Raw genomic sequence first — 17,588 nt, forward strand, 5'->3', positions numbered from 1 at the left:
CAACATGTTCGGAAGCATCGACAAGAGCAAAGGGCTGCTCTTCTGCACTCACGATCTGAGTCAGATTCTTCGTAACACAGTAGCAGCGCTGCGCAATGAGCTGGAGAGCCTGGACGGCAACCGTTTTCTGAACACCGCACCCAGTGACTTGCGGGACTATTTATCGGCGAAATATCGGGTAGAGCCGCTACGTCTGATCCGCGAGGATTGGTATGCCGATTTGCACGAGACGCAGGTCGATGTACGCCACGACTCGAACCGCTGGATCCGGGACAAGAGCCGCCCGGTGATGGTGCCAGGTGAGCGCGTCGAAGTGCGTGTTCCGTTTGAAGGCGAGGCAGAGCTCTTCTATGCGAAAGCTGACCAATTCACCCTGAGCCCGCCTCGTGCGGTTATCGAGAAGAACGAGCTCGTCCTACATTACGAATCCCCCGCTGATGCGCCACGCGACATACGACCTCTGGTTGACCATACGTTAAATGAGATTGAAGAGCACATCGGCTGGCAAGCCGTAATGCTCTCGGCACACAACAACAGTTTGCAGGGCGTCGCCGAGGAGGCAATCGAACAGCGTCGCGCCCGGCTGCTGGCGCAATCAACACGCGCTGCCGCGCTTGGTATTCCGATCAAGCGTCGCAATGATGCGCCGCAGACTTACGCGGTTCCGACCATACGCAAGAAGGCAGCACCCAAGCTGCCACCGGCGAGTGCTGCAGCATACACGCCTGAACCTACATGGGCGCTGGAGCAGTACGAACAAGCCCTCAAGATCATGCAGGACATGACTTTGGTCATGGAGCGCAGCCCAGATGCCTTTAAGACGATGGACGAGGAGTCGCTGCGGCAGCACTTTCTGGTGCAACTCAACGGCCAGTTCGAGGGCAGGGCAACGGGTGAGACTTTCAATATGTCGGGCAAGACCGACATACTCTTGCGGGAGGGTGATCGCAATGTCTTCATCACCGAGTGCAAGTTCTGGAAGGGCCCCAAGGCGTTCGGGGAAGCAATCGACCAGCTTCTGGGGTACTCAACTTGGCGAGACAGTAAGACAGCAATTCTGGTCTTTAACCGAGGCACTGAAACCTCGACAGTCCTATCGGGCGTAGATGCAACGGTCAAGGCGCACGCAAACTTCAAGCGAGCAGACGGCTGGCCGCATGAAAGCGGGTTTCGGTACGTGTTCCACGCTAACGGTGACACGAACCGAGAGCTAGTCCTGACCGTCCTGGTCTTCCACATTCCTAAGTGAGATTTGCCAAAACTTGAGCATGCGATCTCGCTTGCGTTTAGACGCCCTGAATCGGCCACGACCAAGGTCGGATGCCCGTACGATGGCGTCATCACTTTCGATGACGTTGCAAAACCTGCAAATCCAGTATGCCTCTCTCCTGCAAATCCGGCGAGGAGCTCATCTGCTCCATCGAGTATGACGCGTCTCAGTGGGACGAACTGCGTACCCTGAACGCAGCTGAGGACCGTCTCAGGCTCGACTGCTGCGGTAGCCGCGTCACGCTGAAGACCTCGAAGTTGGGCACGCGGTTCTTCGCGCACAAGCAGCGAGGGGAATGCACCTCTGCCGCCGAGACGGCCGAACACCTCTTCGTGAAGGCTTGCATTGCCCAGGCTATCGCCGGCTCAGGGTGGGAGGTGGCCACCGAGGTGCGTGGCACGGCACCGGACGGAAGCCAGTGGATTGCTGACGTCATGGCGGTGCGCGGAAAGCACCGCATTGCTTTCGAGGTGCAGTGGTCGCCACAGACCCGCGAAGAGACTACTCGGCGCCAGGCGCAATTCGCCGCGAGTGGTGTTCGCGGTTTGTGGTTTTTCAGTCGACCCAGCGGCATCCAGATCTCGAAGGGGGTCCCGTCGCTGCTCATGGAGGTCGACCTTGAAGCGCCGGCAGCCTGGGTTCGGGTTCCAGCCGAGGATCCTGGCGGTATGTCCGATAGCAGCGCGCGCAAGTCTGATGAACTGTGGTCTCAGCGAATCGAACTTGGACGCTTTGTCCGAGGATGCCTGGCCAAACAGTTTGTCTGGGCGCCAGGCCTCGACCAGAGCGTGCCGCTGGAGCTGTGGACAGCCGAACAGGACTGCTGGAAATGCCACAAGCCCACTTCGATCATCACACGGCTCGATTTCCGCGTTGATCAACTGCTGCCGGGGGCAAATCGTGTCTCGATGGACATCGAGGACTTCGACTCGCCAGTTGGCCAGGCCATTCTGGCCAAGGCAATGAGCTCCGTGAATCTTCGTTCGCACGGAATCGGTGTCGTGCGCAGCCGCTTCTCGCGAACCCGTGGGAGCGCCTACCTCTCAAACGGCTGCGTTCATTGCGACGCGCTGCAGGGCGCCTTCTACGAGCACGAGGTCTGGTACGACGCCGAACCCACGCTGACCCTCGAGTGCAGGATGCCAGCTGACTTGTTCACAGACGACGTCCACGAGACGCCCTTGTGCTGGGCATTCGATGAACGGTTTGAGCATGTCTCCACAGAGCCAGACGCGCCGGCCTGATCGAGCCACTGGCGACCGCAGGCGTCTTGATGCCAAATCACAGCGCCGCGGCCCGCACCCGGCCATGGAGCAGTTCCTCTCATAGTCAGAGGCTCAGCTCGACCGCGGTTGAGGCCGCCAGGCGGAAGCAAGCAGAAGGACGCAAGTAGACTTGACACCGCTTACGCACTGGCTCACCCCATGAGCCACTAGCCTGTCATGCTGTCGATTACGAAAGGCATATCGCCTCCGTATCAAACCGATACGACAACTCTCGGCTTATCTACCATCAGGGGACTACTATGGATGAGGATCAAGACATCGATAACGTCGGTCAAGAACGCTCCAAAGGTCAAATCTACCTTGACGACGCTCCTGCAACGCGTGCCGCCCTGGAGGCGCACCCGACAATGTGGCCGCGGATTTTCAGCGACGTGCCTAAGGGCTGGGATGCCGAGGTCGCCCAGGCTCTGACCGAACTTGCGCGGCTGTCGGCAGAGACCGGCGTCGAGATCGCCGTGGTTCAGATCAAGTCCAAACTCGCCGAGCTTCGCATTTACCTCGATGTCGCAGAAGACTCAGTTGGGCCACTCGAAGAGGCGGGGTCAACGCCGTTGAGCACTCACTTTAGGTCGTCGGCCCAGCCTGGCAGCGTGCGCGAGCGCGCTCATGCCATCGCTGATGCAGCAGCAGCTCGTTGTGCCACGCGGTGCGAGCGATGTGGGGCCGATGCAGTGAGGGTCAACAAGGGAGGCTGGCTGGTGATTGCCTGTCCAACCCATGCACGTTCTTGACGCTGACGATAGTCGGCAGGACTGAACGGCATGCTGTCGCGATTCACAGCGATGCTGCAAATCGCCGCTACTTGCCCGACAGGAAACTCCAAATTGCCTTTGCTAAGCCCGGTTCGCTTGTCGCGTGGGCAGTCTTTGTCGAGGAGGGACCAATCGCTGACACTCCAGAAGCTAGAGGAGTCTGCTTCGGCTCTGACACTTGTTCATTCCGCCTGACAACACGAACTGATTTTGCGAAGGACGGTAACGCAGGAAGCGCGCTCAACTGCATCTCCTTCGAAGGTGCAGGTTCAGACACCATCACAGAGGTGTCACCGGCCGTGTCTTTCTGGCCCCATTTTTCTGCCAGCTTGGGAGGAACCACTAATAACTTTTTGGCCCTCGTGACAGCCACATAAAGTAGCCTCGCCTCTTCTTGGTTGATGACGGTCTTGCCGGGCTCCTTCTTGCTGACTCTCGGCTCAAAATCCGTGTTTAGCTTGACAGTGTCCCATTCACGTCCCTTGGCCTTGTGGCCAGTTGACACGATCAGATCTGCACTGGCTTCATCTCTTGCAACAGACATTAGCTTCTTGATCAGGTCGCCCTCTCCGTACTTCTGGACGATAGACACAAAAGTACGTAGGGATTCGCCCTCTTCACTTTGTGAGAAATCGACGACCTCATCCCAGTTTTCGAAACCGAAGAAGTCCGGGCACTCCGCAGGGAGGGAAGCTTTCAGGCGTCCCACGTCCTCCAACATGCGAACCAGTTCAGCTACACCGCCCACCACATGTGGCATGCGCCTGTCTGACAGCGCCTGGATAACAACACCAACCACGCCAGAATTTGTGCGACAAAGAATGGTCTCTGTACGTCCGTCTGACGAAATGCGGGTGTTCTTGGTTGGGTCCCCGATCAAACGGTTGGGCTCGTTTAAAAGCTTCAAGATTGAGGACGCGGCATGAGCCAAGTCATTGCCAAAGCGAAAAGACCTTGTCAGCAGCGCCTCAGCTTCTGTCTCGACGCTGGCCATCGCGTTAATCGCCCCGCGCCACTCGTAGATTTGTTGGTGGCGGTCGCCGACAAGGGTTAGTTGTGCATCTTGCCCCCTCAAGACGCTAAGCACTGCTTCGTTCGTATCTTGGGCCTCATCCAGAAGCAAGAAGTCATAGTTAAGCTTCGGCCTGGAGAGTGACCACATCTTCAGGTAGCCGTCATGCCCCAAGGGAACTTCGCTCTTTGGATCCAGCATGCGGGACCACATGTGATGCGCTAGTTCGCTAACGTAGCGCCGAAATTCTTCGCGATATGGCTCGTCAAGCTCTTGGAGCTTGCCCGTGATGGGGACATGCTTTACCAATACGTCATCGTCTCCACTTTGGCAAAAGCGCTGAATAGTCTTAGCTGTCAAAAAACCGAGTGCGCGTGCTCTTAGGTGAACATTGCCAACGACAAGATCATCAAGGTTGAGGATTTGCGACACCCGGTTCCCTGGCAGAGCCTGCGTCAGCTTGGCGGTGTTGCCTCGATAAGCACTTGGCACAGATCGGTAGGCAATCGAGTGAGTGGTGCGACAGTCAACTGTCCGTGGAAACTTTTCGGCTGCTTCGGCTGCAATGCTTTTGTTGAAGGCCAGGTAGAGTCCATGGGCTGAGGTTGACTTCGCCACTGCCGTCAGCGTGGACGTCTTTCCTGTACCTGCAAACGCGCTGATTTTCAGCGAGCGCGCACTCTTGAAAAGATCGACGGCGTTTGCCTGCTCGTCGGTGAGAACCACTTACAACTCCCCTTTTTTGATAGTCGCCTTTGCCCGGCTACCGACATGATCTGCCAATAACGCGACAGAGTTTTCACGCAAGGTTACATGATGCCGAGAACTATCCCCAAGAGAATGCCCTATGGGCTGCTGCCAGTTTGAATAACACCTTGTTAAGGTGTGTGCGCTCGCCAGTCGTAGTCAGTCGTGTAGGGTACTGCGGCAGGTCTTTGATGCAACTACGCCAGCGACTCCGCGAGATCCTCAAGACACCCGCTGGTGACTTAGCATCCATTCAGCTAGTCCGGCCACGAAGGTGCAGGCATGCACCAGCACGGGACACGTCAATCAGCGCAAAGAAGTACTAGGTGGGACTTGTTGAAAATTTGTGGAAGCAGATGACTGTTTGATGCTCGGCGACTTGTTCGGCTAATTCCAGGCAGTAGCGTTTCGCTGAACCTAGCTTCAGGAACATGCCATTTTTCAAATCCGCCCTAAAAATTGGGCTTGCACAAGGTTGTGCGACCCAAAGTGGATGCATCAGTCTCCAAAATGCACCGGTAAGTCGTTGATTTCATTGAGCGCGTTGTGCGCAATCAATTTTTGAAAACACCGAGCGCGATGGGCAGGTCGAAGCGTCCGGACTCCTTGGGCAGGTCGGCGGGCGCGAGATTGACAGTGATGCGCTTGTTGCAAGGAAAGTCGAGCCCGCTGTTGCTCAGCGCGGCGCGCACCCGCTCGCGGGCTTCCTTGACTTCGGTGTCGGCCAGCCCCACCAGGGTGAACGACGGCAGCCCATTGGCCAGGTGAACCTCGACCGTGACTTCCGGGGCCTTGAGCCCATCGAGGGCGCGACTGTGAACGATGGCAAGCGACATGGGGAAGCGACGCGGCCTGGGGCCAGGGCAAAGGGGCGATTGTGGCGACGGCCGGCTGACGTGGCACTCCCTCTGAGGAGCGAGCGACCACCATCCGGAAACGGCACCGTTTTGGTGGATGGACAGGCAGCAGTGACCGCGCGCATCCTGTCACGCACCACTTCAGGGCAAGCGCAGCGCCCCCTCGGGAAACCCCGCGCCGCCCAGCCCTGCGTCAAGGCACAGGTCGCTTCAGCCCCTGGTTGGCACGGTTCATGCAGAAGGTGGATGTCAACAAACTTTTACCAACCTCACCGGAGTACCAACATGAAAATGGTGACCGCCATCGTCAAGCCCTTCAAGCTTGACGAAGTCCGTGAGGCCCTGTCCGCCATCGGCGTTCAGGGCATCACGGTGACCGAAGTCAAGGGCTTTGGCCGTCAGAAAGGCCACACCGAGCTGTACCGTGGCGCGGAGTATGTGGTCGATTTTCTGCCCAAGGTGAAGATCGAAGCGGCCGTGGATGACGCCATCCTCGACCGCGTGATCGAAGCCATCGAAACATCGGCCCGCACCGGCAAGATCGGCGACGGCAAGATTTTCGTCACACCGCTGGAGCAGGTGATCCGCATCCGCACCGGCGAGGTGGACAAGGACGCCCTGTGATCGGGCCGCACGCCTGATCCCACTTTCGCATTTGTGGCCGACATGCCCTGCGGGGATTCGAGCCGTCACACCATTCGTTTTATCAAGAGGCATTTCATGAGAAAGCTCATTGCGTCATTCGCGCTGGGTCTCGCAGCCTTCGGTTTGCTGGGCACATCCCATGCACAAGAAGAATCTGCATCGGCGCCTGCAGCGGCTGCTGTGGTTGAAGCCGTTCCGGCTCCGGCTGTCGAAGCCCCCCCGGCAGCGCCCGAAGCTGCGCCCCCCGCCGCAGAAGAAGCCGCACCAGCCAAGCTGGACAGCGGTGACACCGCCTGGATGATGACCTCCACCCTGCTGGTCATCTTGATGATCATCCCCGGTCTGGCTTTGTTCTACGGCGGCCTCGCCCGCTCCAAAAACATGCTGTCGGTGCTGATGCAGGTCTTCGTGATCTTCTCGCTGATCAGCGTGCTGTGGGCGGTCTATGGCTTCAGCTTGGCCTTCGGCGGTGCAGGCAAGTTCATCGGCACTCTGGACCTGGCCTTCCTGCGCGGCATCACAGCGGACACCCTTTCCGCCACGCTGCCCACCATCCCTGAGTACGTGTTCGTGTCCTTCCAAGGCACGTTCGCAGCCATCACCGTGGCGCTGATCGTCGGCTCGTTCGCCGAACGCATCAAGTTCTCGGCGGTGCTGCTGTTCTCGGTGCTGTGGTTCACCTTCAGCTACCTGCCCATGGCGCACATGGTCTGGGGTGGTGGCATCCTGGCTGCAGACGGCGCACTGGACTTCGCCGGTGGTACCGTGGTGCACATCAACGCCGCTGTCGCTGGCTTGGTCGGTGCGTACATGGTCGGCAAGCGTCTGGGCTACGGCAAGGAAGCCTTCACCCCTCACTCTCTGACGCTGACCATGGTGGGCGCTTCGCTGCTGTGGGTGGGTTGGTTCGGTTTCAACGCCGGCTCCGCAGGTGCGGCCAACGGTGTTGCAGGCCTGGCCTTCATCAACACCGTGCTGGCCACGGGTGCTGCCACCCTGGGTTGGTTGCTGGGTGAAGCCCTGTTCAAGGGCAAGGCTTCGATGCTGGGTGCCGCTTCCGGTGCGGTGGCGGGTCTGGTCGCTGTGACCCCCGCTGCGGGCTTCGTCGGTCCCATGGGTTCGATCGTGATCGGTTTCATCGCTGGCATGCTGTGCCTGTGGGGCGTGAGCGGTCTGAAGCGCCTGCTGGGTGCCGACGACTCCTTTGACGTCTTCGGCGTCCACGGTGTCGGCGGTATCGTCGGAGCGATCCTGACCGGTGTCTTCGCTGCAGCCTCCCTGGGCGGCGTGAAAGGTGACGACTTCGCGATCGGCGCACAAGTGTGGATCCAGACCAAGAGCGTGCTGCTGACCATCGTCTGGTCGGGTGTGGTCTCTGTGGTGGCCTACAAGATCGTTGACCTGGTCGTCGGTCTGCGTGTCTCGGAAGAAGCCGAGCGCGAAGGTCTGGACATCACTTCGCACGGCGAGACCGCGTATCACAAGTGATGCGTTGATCTCAGGAACGGAGGCCGCATCGCCATGCGGCCTCCACCATGAAAAGAGGGCTTCCTGCGGGAGGCCCTCTTTGTTTTTTTGCATCACTGCATTACAAGGGACTGAATGCCAAGCGGCCCCGATCTTCCTAAAATAAGACTTCACATTCTGACCTCACAAGGCGCTTCTCCCCATGGTTCCTCACCTGATCACCGCGCTGACCGGCCCCATCAACGAACTGGAGCAACGGATGCTGGAATCCGTGCCCGCCATCGAGCGCTGGTTTCGCCTGGAGTGGATGGAGCACACGCCGCCCTTCTACACCTCGGTGGACCTGCGCAATGCGGGTTTCAAGCTGGCCCCGGTGGACACCAACCTGTTTCCGGGCGGCTTCAACAACCTGACGCCCGAGATGCTGCCCCTGGCCGTGCAGGCGGCGATGGCCGCGATCGAGAAGATCTGCCCCGAGGCCAAGAACCTGCTGCTGATCCCGGAAAAGCACACGCGCAACACCTTCTACCTGTCGAACGTGGCGCGTCTGGTGCAGATCTTCACGCTGGCCGGTCTGAACGTGCGTCTGGGTTCGCTGGATGAAAGCATCACCGAGCCCACCGACATCGCCTTGCCCGATGGCAGCCACCTGACGCTGGAGCCGCTGGTGCGCACCCGGCACCGCCTGGGCCTCAAGCACTTCGACCCCTGCACCATCTTGCTCAACAACGACCTGTCGGCCGGCATCCCCGACATCCTGCAAGGTCTGCACGAGCAGTATCTGCTGCCGCCGCTGCACGCGGGCTGGGCGGTGCGCCGCAAGAGCCAACACTTCGCGGCCTACGAAGAGGTGGCCAAGAAGTTTTCCAAGCTGCTGGGAATGGACCCCTGGCTGATCAACCCGATGTACTCGGTGTGCGACGAGGTGAACTTCCAAGAAGGCACAGGCCTGGAATGCCTGGAGACGCAGGTGGACGCCATGCTGAGCAAGGTGCGTCGCAAGTACAAGGAATACGGCATCAACGAGAAGCCCTTCGTGGTGGTCAAGCCCGACAACGGCACCTACGGCATGGGCATCATGACGGTGCGCGATGCCAAGGAGGTCGTTGACCTCAACCGCCGCACGCGCAACAAGATGTCGGTGGTCAAGGACGGCCAGGCCGTCAACCGCGTGCTGATTCAGGAAGGCGTGGCCACCTACGAGCAAATCAACGAGGCGGTCGCCGAGCCCGTGGTCTACATGATCGACCGCTATGTGGTGGGTGGGTTCTACCGGGTGCATGCCGAGCGCGGCGTGGACGAGAACCTGAACGCCCCAGGCTCGCATTTTGTGCCCCTGGGCTTCCCGGAACCGACGCAACTGCCCCGCCCCGGCGTCAAGCCCGGGGCCAGTGCGCCGAACCGCTTCTACATGTACGGCGTGGTGGCGCGGCTGGCCATGCTGGCGGCCAGTTACGAATTGGAAGCGAACGACCCAAATGCCGAGGTGTACACCTGAGGGCCATGCACTGTTGCGGTGCAACAAAATGTCCGTGAACCCAGGCAGAATGGCAACTTCGCTCTTCTGTGAAACGCCCTCATCGTGCAGCACGCTCCTCACGCCCAGCCCAACGCCAAAGACCTGGCCGCCCTGACCCTGGGGGCGATTGGCATCGTCTATGGCGACATCGGCACCAGCCCGCTGTATGCGCTCAAGGAGGTGTTCAACCACGGACATCTGCCCCTGACGCCGGAGAACATCTACGGCATCTTGTCGATGATGTTCTGGACCCTGACCGTGATCGTGTCGCTGAAGTACGTGACACTGATCCTGCGGGCCGACAACAACGGCGAGGGCGGCCTGGTGGCGATGCTGACGCTGGCGTCCACGGCCGTGAAAGACCGCCCGGGCCTGCGCGGCAAGCTGCTGGCCCTGGGGATTTTCGGCACAGCCATTTTCTTTGGCGACGGGGTGATCACCCCGGCCATTTCGGTGCTCTCGGCCGTGGAGGGGATGGAAGTGGCCGCGCCGCAGCTCGAGCGCTATGTGGTGCCCATCACCCTGGTGGTGCTGACCCTGCTGTTCATGGTGCAAAAGCATGGCACCAGCGGCATCGGCAAGTTCTTTGGCCCCATCACAGCGCTGTGGTTCGTCGTGGTGGCCGTGCTGGGCCTGTACCACGTGCTGCAGAACCCGGCGGTGCTGGTGGCAATGAGCCCGCATTACGCGCTGAACTTCATCGTCGACCACCCGATGCTGGCCTTCATCGCCCTGGGCGCCGTCATCCTGTGCGCCACCGGGGCCGAGGCGCTCTACGCCGACATGGGCCACTTCGGCAAGCTGCCCATTCGCCTGGCCTGGTTCAGCCTGGTCATGCCGTCCCTGGTGCTGAACTACTTCGGCCAGGGCGCGATGCTGCTGGCCCACCCCGAAAACGTCGCCAACCCCTTCTTTGAGATGGCGCCGCACTGGGCGCTCTACCCCTTGGTGGGCCTGGCCACCTGCGCCACGGTGATCGCTTCGCAGGCCCTGATCACGGCCGCCTTCTCGGTGACCAAGCAGGTGATCCAGCTGGGCTACCTGCCCCGTCTGCGCATCCTGCACACGTCTGAGAAGGAAACCGGGCAGATCTACATCCCCTTCGTGAACTGGACGCTGTACGGCTGCATCGTGCTGGCCGTGATCTTCTTCGGCTCCAGCGGCAAGCTGGCGGCGGCCTACGGCATCACCGTCACCATCGACATGATGATCACCACGGTGATGACCTTCTTCGTCATCCGCTTTGCCTGGAAGATGACCTGGCTGGTGTGCGTGCTGGCCACCGCCTTCTTCTTTGCAATCGACCTGATGTTCTTCAGCGCCAACGTCATCAAGGTGATCGACGGGGGCTGGTTCCCACTGCTGATCGGCATCGTGATGTTCAGCCTGATGATCACCTGGAAGGATGGGCGCGAGTTGCTGAGCGCCCGCTTGCGCTCGGATGCCATCGACCTTCGCCCCTTCCTGGAAGCGGTGTTCTGCAGCCCGCCGCTGCGTGTGGACGGCACCGCGGTGTTCCTCAATGCCGATGCCGGCACGACGCCCAATGCGCTGCTGCACAACCTCAAGCACAACAAGGTGCTGCACAAGCAGAACCTGTTCGTGACGGTACGCTCGCATGAAGTGCCCTGGATCCCGCTGAAGAACCGCATCGAGGTGGAATCGCTGGGCAATGGCTGCTGGCAGGTCATCCTTCACTACGGTTTCAAGAATGAGCCCGATGTGCCGCGCGCGCTCAAGTTGCTCAAGGAGCATGGGGTGTTCATCGAGGACATGGAGACCAGCTATTTCCTCTCGCGCGACATCGTGATCCCGACCATGGGCGGCGAGATGGCGCCCTGGCGTGAAAAGCTGTTTGCCGGCATGCACCGCAATGCCTCGGGCGCAGCGGCTTTCCTGAAGTTGCCCACCAACCGCGTGGTGGAACTGGGCTCCAAGGTGGAGATCTGAGCACGCAGCGCCTTTCCCTGCGCCAGATCGCCCGGGACACCTCCCTGACGGCGATCTCGTCCGGCTTTGTCGCCACGCTGGTGGGCTTCACCAGCACCATTGCCCTGATATTTCACGCCGCGCAGTCGCTCGGCGCCACGCCCGCCCAGGTGACGTCCTGGGTGTGGGCGCTGGGCATGGGCATGGGTCTGGCCACGCTCGGCCTGTCACTGTGGGCGCGCGCCCCCATCCTCATCACCTGGTCCACGCCGGGCGCCGCCGTGATCGCCAGCGCCGCGGCGGGCGTGAGCCTGCCCGAGGCCACCGGGGCCTTTGTGCTGTGCGGGGTGCTGATGTGGCTCAGCGGCGTGACAGGCTGGTTCGAGCGGATGATGAACCGCATCCCGGTGGCGCTGGCCTCCGCGCTGCTGGCGGGCATCCTGGCCAAGTTTGCCTTGATGGCGTTTGCCGCGGCCACGCCGCAGCCGGTACTGGTGATCGGCATGTTGCTCAGCTACTTGCTGGGCAAACGGCTGTGGCCGCGCTATGCCATCCCCGGCGTCCTGTTGGCCGGTGTGCTGATCGCGGCCATGCAGGGGCAGTTGCACACCGCAGCCTTGAGCTGGGAGCCGGCACTGCCGGTGTGGGTGACGCCGCAGTGGTCTTGGCAGGCCATGCTGGGCCTGGGACTGCCGCTGTTCATCGTCACCATGGCCTCGCAGGCGGTACCGGGGGTGTCGGCCATCCGCGTGTTCGGCTACCGCACGCCCATCTCGCCCTTGATGAGCTGGTCGGGCGTGACCACGGTGCTGCTGGCGCCTTTTGGCGGCTACGCCTTCAATCTGGCGGCCATCACCGCCACCATCGTGCTGCAGCCGCATGCCCACCCCGACCCGCACAAGCGCTACACCGCAGCCCTGGTGGCCGGGCTGTTCTATTTGGTGATGGCGCTGCTGGGTGGGGCGGTGGCCGGCGTCTTGACCGCCTTTCCCACCGCGCTCATCATGGGCGTGGCCGGTCTGGCCCTGCTGGGCACGATCGCCAACGGCTTGGCGGCCTCGCTGCAGGAGGCTCGCTACCGGGAAGCGGCCGTTATCACGTTTCTGGTCACGCTGTCGGGCGTGACGCTGATGGGCGTGAGCTCGGCCTTCTGGGGCCTGGTGGCCGGCACGCTGACGCTGTTCGTGGAACACTTCAGGGCTCGCCCTTCGATGACCGATCGCACCCCATCATGAAACTTCTGTTTGTTGCCGACCCGCTGGACACCTTCAAGACCTACAAGGACAGCACCTTCGCGATGATGCGCGAGGCCACCTCACGAGGGCATGAGCTGTGGGCGTGCGAGCCCCAGCAGCTGGTGTGGCAACGCGGCAGCCTGGTGCAGGCCCAGGCCCGCCGCATCACCCTGACGGGCGACGCCCACGACTGGTTTGACGAGCAGGAACAGGCCCTGGTGGCGCTGAGCAGCATGGACGCGGTGCTGATGCGCAAGGATCCGCCGTTTGACGCCGAGTACCTGTACGCGACCCACCTGCTGACCCAGGCCGAGCGCGAGGGCGCACGCGTCTTCAACAAGCCCCAGGCCTTGCGCGAACACCCCGAGAAGCTGGCCATCCTCGAATTCCCGCTGCACATCGCGCCCACCCTGGTCACCCGCAGCATCGAAGCCGTGCGCGCCTTCCACGCCGAGCACCGTGACATCATCCTCAAGCCCCTGGACGGCATGGGCGGCATGGGCATCTTCCGCGTGAAGGACGATGGCCTGAACCTGGGCAGCATCGCCGAAACCCTGACCAAGGACGGCACGCAGACCATCATGGTGCAGGCCTTCCTGCCGGCCATCAGCGAAGGTGACAAGCGCGTGCTGGTGATCGACGGCGAGCCGGTACCCTACGCGCTGGCCCGCATCCCGCAAGGCGGCGAGGTGCGCGGCAATCTCGCGGCCGGTGGCAAGGGCGTGGCCCAGCCTCTGAGCGAGTCCGACTGGGCGATTGCCCGCGAACTGGGGCCCATCCTGGCCGCACGCGGCCTGCTTCTGGTGGGCCTGGACATCATCGGTGACCGCCTCACCGAGATCAACGTGACCAGCCCGACCTGCTTCCAGGAGATCACCGACCAGACCGGCTGGAACGTGGCCCAACGCTTCATCGACACGCTCGAAAGTGCCGTGCAGCGCCAGCAGCGACAATGACCCCCTGCGCCGGGCATGCCGGCGCCTTCTCTTTTTTCGGATCTTCTCTCCCATGGCTGTTTTGACCCTGAGCAACGCCTGCCTGGCCTTTGGCCACGTCGCCCTGCTCGACCACACCGCGTTTTCACTGGAAACCGGCGAGCGCGTCGGCTTGATCGGCCGCAATGGCACCGGCAAGTCCTCGCTGCTCAAGATCATGGCGGGGCTGGAGAAGCCCGATGACGGGCAGTTGCAGATCCAGAGCGGCGTCGAGGTGGCCTATGTGCCCCAGGAGCCCACGTTCAGCACCGACGCCACCGTGTTCAGCACGGTCAGCGAAGGCCTGGCCGACGTCAAGGCGGCGCGCGAACGCTTTGAAGCCCATGAAGACGGTGCCGATCTGGATGCCTTGATGACCTTCATCGAAGCGCGCAATGGCTGGAACTGGGAGCAGCGCGTCGACGAGACGCTGCAACGTCTGCACCTGGACCCGGACCTGTCGATCGCAGGCCTCTCGGGCGGCACCAAGAAGCGCGTGGCGCTGGCCCGTGCGCTGGTGGCCAGCCCGGACGTGCTCTTTCTGGACGAGCCGACCAACCACCTGGACTTGGACGCCATCACCTGGCTGGAAGAGCTGCTGGTGGCCTTCAAGGGCGCCATCGTGCTGATCTCCCACGACCGGGCCTTCCTGGACAATGTCTGCACCCGCATCGTTGAGCTCGACCGCGGTCAGCTGCGCACCTATCCGGGCAACTTCACGGCCTACGAAGGGCTCAAGGCCCAGCAGTTGGCCGACGAAGCCGTCACCAACGCCAAGTTCGACAAGCTGCTGGCCCAGGAAGAGGTCTGGATCCGCAAGGGCGTGGAAGCGCGTCGCACCCGCTCGGTGGCCCGCATCAAGCGCCTGGAAGACCTGCGCAGTGCCCGCGCCTCGCGCCGGGACGTGGTCGGTCGCGTCAAGCTGGATGTGTCGCAGGGTGACCGCAGCGGCAAGATCGTGGCGGAGCTGGAAGGCGTCTCCAAGGCCTTTGGTGGCCGCACCGTGGTGCGCGATTTCAGCGGCACCATCTTGCGCGGCGACAAGGTAGGTCTGGTGGGCCCCAATGGCGCGGGCAAGACCACGCTGCTGAAGATGATCCTGGGCGAACTGGCCCCGGACAGCGGCACCGTCAAGCAAGGCGCCAACCTGCTGGTGGCCTACTTCGACCAGATGCGTGACCACCTCAACCTGGATGCCACCCTGGCCGACTTCATCAGCCCGGGCAGCGAGTGGATCGAGATCAACGGTTCGCGCAAGCACGTGATGGGCTATCTGCAGGACTTCCTGTTCTCGCCGGCACGGGCCAACTCGCCGGTGCGCACGCTCAGCGGCGGTGAGCGCAACCGCCTGCTGCTGGCGCGCCTGTTTGCCAAGCCCTCCAATGTGCTGGTGCTCGACGAGCCGACCAACGACCTGGACATCGACACGCTCGACCTGCTGGAAGACCTGCTGGCCGACTACCCCGGCACCGTGTTCCTGGTCAGCCACGACCGGCGCTTCCTGGACAACGTGGTCACCAGCACCCTGGTGGCCGAAGGCGAAGGGCGCTGGCGCGAATACGAAGGCGGCTTCGAGGACTGGCTGATCCAGTCGCGCCGCGCCAAGGCGCTGGCAGCCGGCAAGCCCGGTGCGGCGGCCATTGCCTCGGCCACCAAGCAAGGCTCGGCCGCCGACAGCCGCACGCCCGTGACGGTGGCGCCCGACACGGCCCCAGCGGCACCCGCCGCCGCGCCCGTGGTGGCGCAACCCAAGCGCAAGCTCAGCTACAAGGAGCAGCGCGAGCTCGACGAACTGCCCGCCCGCATCGAGGCGCTGGAGACCGAGCAGGCCGAGCTGAACCGGCAACTGGCCGACCCGGACATTTACCGCAAGGAAGGCGCCAATGTGGCGGCCATGCACGCCCGCATCGAAGAGATCGACGAGGAGCTGATGGGCTTGCTCGAGCGCTGGGAAACGCTGGGCGGGCGCTGACGCTCAGGCGCTCTGCAGGGTGGCCGGCGGGGCCATCCACAGCCCGCTTGCGGCACCACTGCCGTGTACGCTGGCGAACAGCTCGGCACAGGCCGCTTCGGGGTCGTCGCTGGCGAGCACCTCGGGCACCAGTGGCGCCAGGCGGCGGGTGTCCACACGCAACACGCGCTGCTTGATCGCGGCGATCTGGGTGGGGTGCATCGAGAAGGTGCGCAACCCCATGGCCAGCAGCAACTCGGTGAAGGCCGGATCGCCGGCCATTTCGCCGCACACGCTCACGCCGCGCCCTGCGGCGCGCGCCTGCGCGATCGAGGTCTGGATCAGACTGAGCACGGCCGGATTCCACGGGTCGTAGAGGTGGGACACCTCTTCGTCGGTCCGATCGATGGCCAGCGTGTACTGAATCAGGTCGTTCGTGCCGATCGAGATGAAGTCGAAGTGGCGCAGGAAGACCGGCAGCGTCAAGGCGGCCGCCGGGACTTCGATCATGGCGCCCAGTTCCACCTCGCCAAACGGTTTGCCCGACTCGACCAGTTGCCGGCGCGCGTGATCCACGTGCTCCAGCGTCTGGCGGATTTCGCGCAGATTGCTCAGCATCGGGATCATGATCTTGACCGGCCCATGGGCAGCCGCGCGCAACAAGGCCCGCAGCTGCCGGCGGAACATGCTGGGCTCGGACAGACTCCAGCGGATGGCGCGCAGGCCCAAGGCCGGATTGAGCACCGACTCCTGGCGCAGCTCGGACGGGGTCATGCCCTCCAGCGGCTTGTCGGCGCCGATGTCGATCGTGCGGATCGTGACGGGTAGGCCTTTCATGGCCTCGACGGCACGTCGGTACGCGTCGTACTGCTCTTCCTCGTCGGGCAGGTGGTCGCCGCGGTTCATGAACAGGAACTCGCTGCGGAACAGGCCAACGCCCACCGCACCCGCCTCCAGAGCCACTGGGGCGTCTTCGGGCATCTCGATGTTGGCGACCAGCTCGACCCGCTCGCCGTCGAGCGTAACGGCCGGCGTGTGGCGCAGGCGGGCCAGACGGCTGCGCTCCAGCTCACTTTGGCGCTGACGGAAGCGGTACTCCTCCAGCACGATGGGCGAGGGATCGACGATCACCAGGCCGGCGTCGCCGTCGATGATGATGCAGTCGTCCTGACGGATCAGGTTGCTGGCCTGGCGCGCCCCCACCACGGCGGGGATGTCCATGCTTCGCGCGACGATGGCCGTGTGCGAGGTCTTGCCGCCCACATCGGTGACAAAGCCCTTGAACACGCTGCGCTTGAAGCTGAGCATGTCGGCCGGGGCGATGTCGCTGGCCACCAGCACCAGGGGCTCATCGCCGCCGAAATCGTGCACGCCGGCACCGGGCGCCGGCACCGCCGAGGGCACGCCGCGGCTGAGGCTGCGCAGCAGGCGCTCGACCACCTGCTCCAGGTCGGCCTTGCGCTCGCGCAGGTAAGCGTCTTCCATCTCGTCAAATTGCCGCGCCAGCACTTCGAGCTGGGCCGACAGTGCCCACTCGGCGTTGTAGTGACGTTGGCGAATCCAGTCGGCCGAGGCGCCCATCAGCGCCTCGTCCTGCAGCAGCATGTGGTGCACGTCGAGCAGGGCGGCCAACTCGGCCGGGGCATCGGCGGGCAGGTCCCGTTTGAGCGCGTCGAACTCGGCGGCCACCACATCGCGTGCGGCAAAGAGGCGCGCCACTTCGCCATCGATCAAGGTGGGATCGATGAAGACGTGGGGCACGTCGATGCGGCTGGAGGCCACCAGCACCGCGCGGCCAATGGCCACACCCCGCGATACCGGCAAGCCAAAGATCTGGATGCTCATACCAACCATCGTATCAGCCGTCATCACGTCTGGTGGTCAGGATTTCTCATAGGACAGAGGCCGCCAGGCCGATGACAAGGCGTCACGGGCCTGTCATCC

At 62.6% G+C, this 17,588-nt stretch carries 12 protein-coding genes and 1 pseudogene; 10 read left to right on the top strand and 3 right to left on the bottom strand.

The window, feature by feature from the left end; all coding sequences use genetic code 11:
• Window positions 1–4 precede the first annotated feature (4 nt).
• The 3 genes from RBT42_RS12390 (at window position 5) to RBT42_RS12400 (ending at window position 3,287) form a co-directional block, all read left to right on the top strand.
• A complete protein-coding gene (locus tag RBT42_RS12390) occupies window positions 5–1,249 on the top strand; it encodes a hypothetical protein (RefSeq protein ID WP_320365557.1) in 1,245 nt (414 codons plus the stop codon).
• Between the two features lie 128 nt (window positions 1,250–1,377).
• Window positions 1,378–2,514: a competence protein CoiA gene (locus tag RBT42_RS12395; RefSeq protein ID WP_320365558.1), complete on the top strand. Its 1,137-nt coding sequence runs from the start codon at window positions 1,378–1,380 to the stop codon at window positions 2,512–2,514.
• A gap of 281 nt (window positions 2,515–2,795) precedes the next feature.
• Complete coding sequence (locus RBT42_RS12400) at window positions 2,796–3,287, top strand: hypothetical protein (RefSeq protein WP_320365560.1); 492 nt, start codon at window positions 2,796–2,798, stop codon at window positions 3,285–3,287.
• A gap of 67 nt (window positions 3,288–3,354) precedes the next feature.
• On the opposite strand, the gene RBT42_RS12405 is transcribed toward RBT42_RS12400, so the two are convergent.
• Window positions 3,355–5,046, bottom strand: coding sequence for a UvrD-helicase domain-containing protein (locus RBT42_RS12405; protein WP_320365562.1), 1,692 nt, complete (start codon window positions 5,044–5,046; stop codon window positions 3,355–3,357).
• A 587-nt stretch (window positions 5,047–5,633) separates the two neighbouring features.
• A pseudogene (locus tag RBT42_RS12410) lies at window positions 5,634–5,903 on the bottom strand (magnesium chelatase domain-containing protein); the annotation flags it as partial.
• Window positions 5,904–6,209: 306 nt separating this feature from the next.
• Between RBT42_RS12410 and glnK the strand changes: the two are divergent.
• From glnK to RBT42_RS12445, 7 genes are all read left to right on the top strand, one after another.
• Complete coding sequence (glnK, locus tag RBT42_RS12415) at window positions 6,210–6,548, top strand: P-II family nitrogen regulator (RefSeq protein ID WP_320365563.1); 339 nt, start codon at window positions 6,210–6,212, stop codon at window positions 6,546–6,548.
• Between the two features lie 96 nt (window positions 6,549–6,644).
• The gene (gene amt / locus RBT42_RS12420) at window positions 6,645–8,057 is read left to right on the top strand and encodes an ammonium transporter (RefSeq protein WP_320365565.1); all 1,413 of its coding nucleotides are present in this window, start codon (window positions 6,645–6,647) and stop codon (window positions 8,055–8,057) included.
• Between the two features lie 181 nt (window positions 8,058–8,238).
• Entirely contained in the window at window positions 8,239–9,534 is a 1,296-nt protein-coding gene (gene gshA, locus RBT42_RS12425) for a glutamate--cysteine ligase (RefSeq protein WP_320365567.1), read from the top strand.
• 84 nt (window positions 9,535–9,618) lie between these two features.
• Window positions 9,619–11,505, top strand: coding sequence for a potassium transporter Kup (locus RBT42_RS12430; RefSeq protein WP_320365569.1), 1,887 nt, complete (start codon window positions 9,619–9,621; stop codon window positions 11,503–11,505).
• Window positions 11,506–11,522: 17 nt separating this feature from the next.
• A complete protein-coding gene (locus RBT42_RS12435) occupies window positions 11,523–12,719 on the top strand; it encodes a benzoate/H(+) symporter BenE family transporter (RefSeq protein WP_320365614.1) in 1,197 nt (398 codons plus the stop codon).
• A complete protein-coding gene (gene gshB, locus RBT42_RS12440) occupies window positions 12,716–13,675 on the top strand; it encodes a glutathione synthase (RefSeq protein ID WP_320365571.1) in 960 nt (319 codons plus the stop codon). The genes RBT42_RS12435 and gshB overlap by 4 nt, the downstream gene beginning before the upstream one ends.
• Before the next feature lie 52 nt (window positions 13,676–13,727).
• Window positions 13,728–15,665, top strand: a complete 1,938-nt coding sequence (locus tag RBT42_RS12445) for an ATP-binding cassette domain-containing protein (RefSeq protein ID WP_320365573.1) — start codon at window positions 13,728–13,730, stop codon at window positions 15,663–15,665.
• Window positions 15,666–15,668: 3 nt separating this feature from the next.
• On the opposite strand, the gene ptsP is transcribed toward RBT42_RS12445, so the two are convergent.
• Window positions 15,669–17,489: a phosphoenolpyruvate--protein phosphotransferase gene (ptsP, locus tag RBT42_RS12450; RefSeq protein WP_320365576.1), complete on the bottom strand. Its 1,821-nt coding sequence runs from the start codon at window positions 17,487–17,489 to the stop codon at window positions 15,669–15,671.
• Between the last annotated feature and the right edge of the window lie 99 nt (window positions 17,490–17,588).

This window comes from Aquabacterium sp., from assembly GCF_034003525.1.
Classification (GTDB): Bacteria; Pseudomonadota; Gammaproteobacteria; order Burkholderiales; family Burkholderiaceae_C; genus Aquabacterium.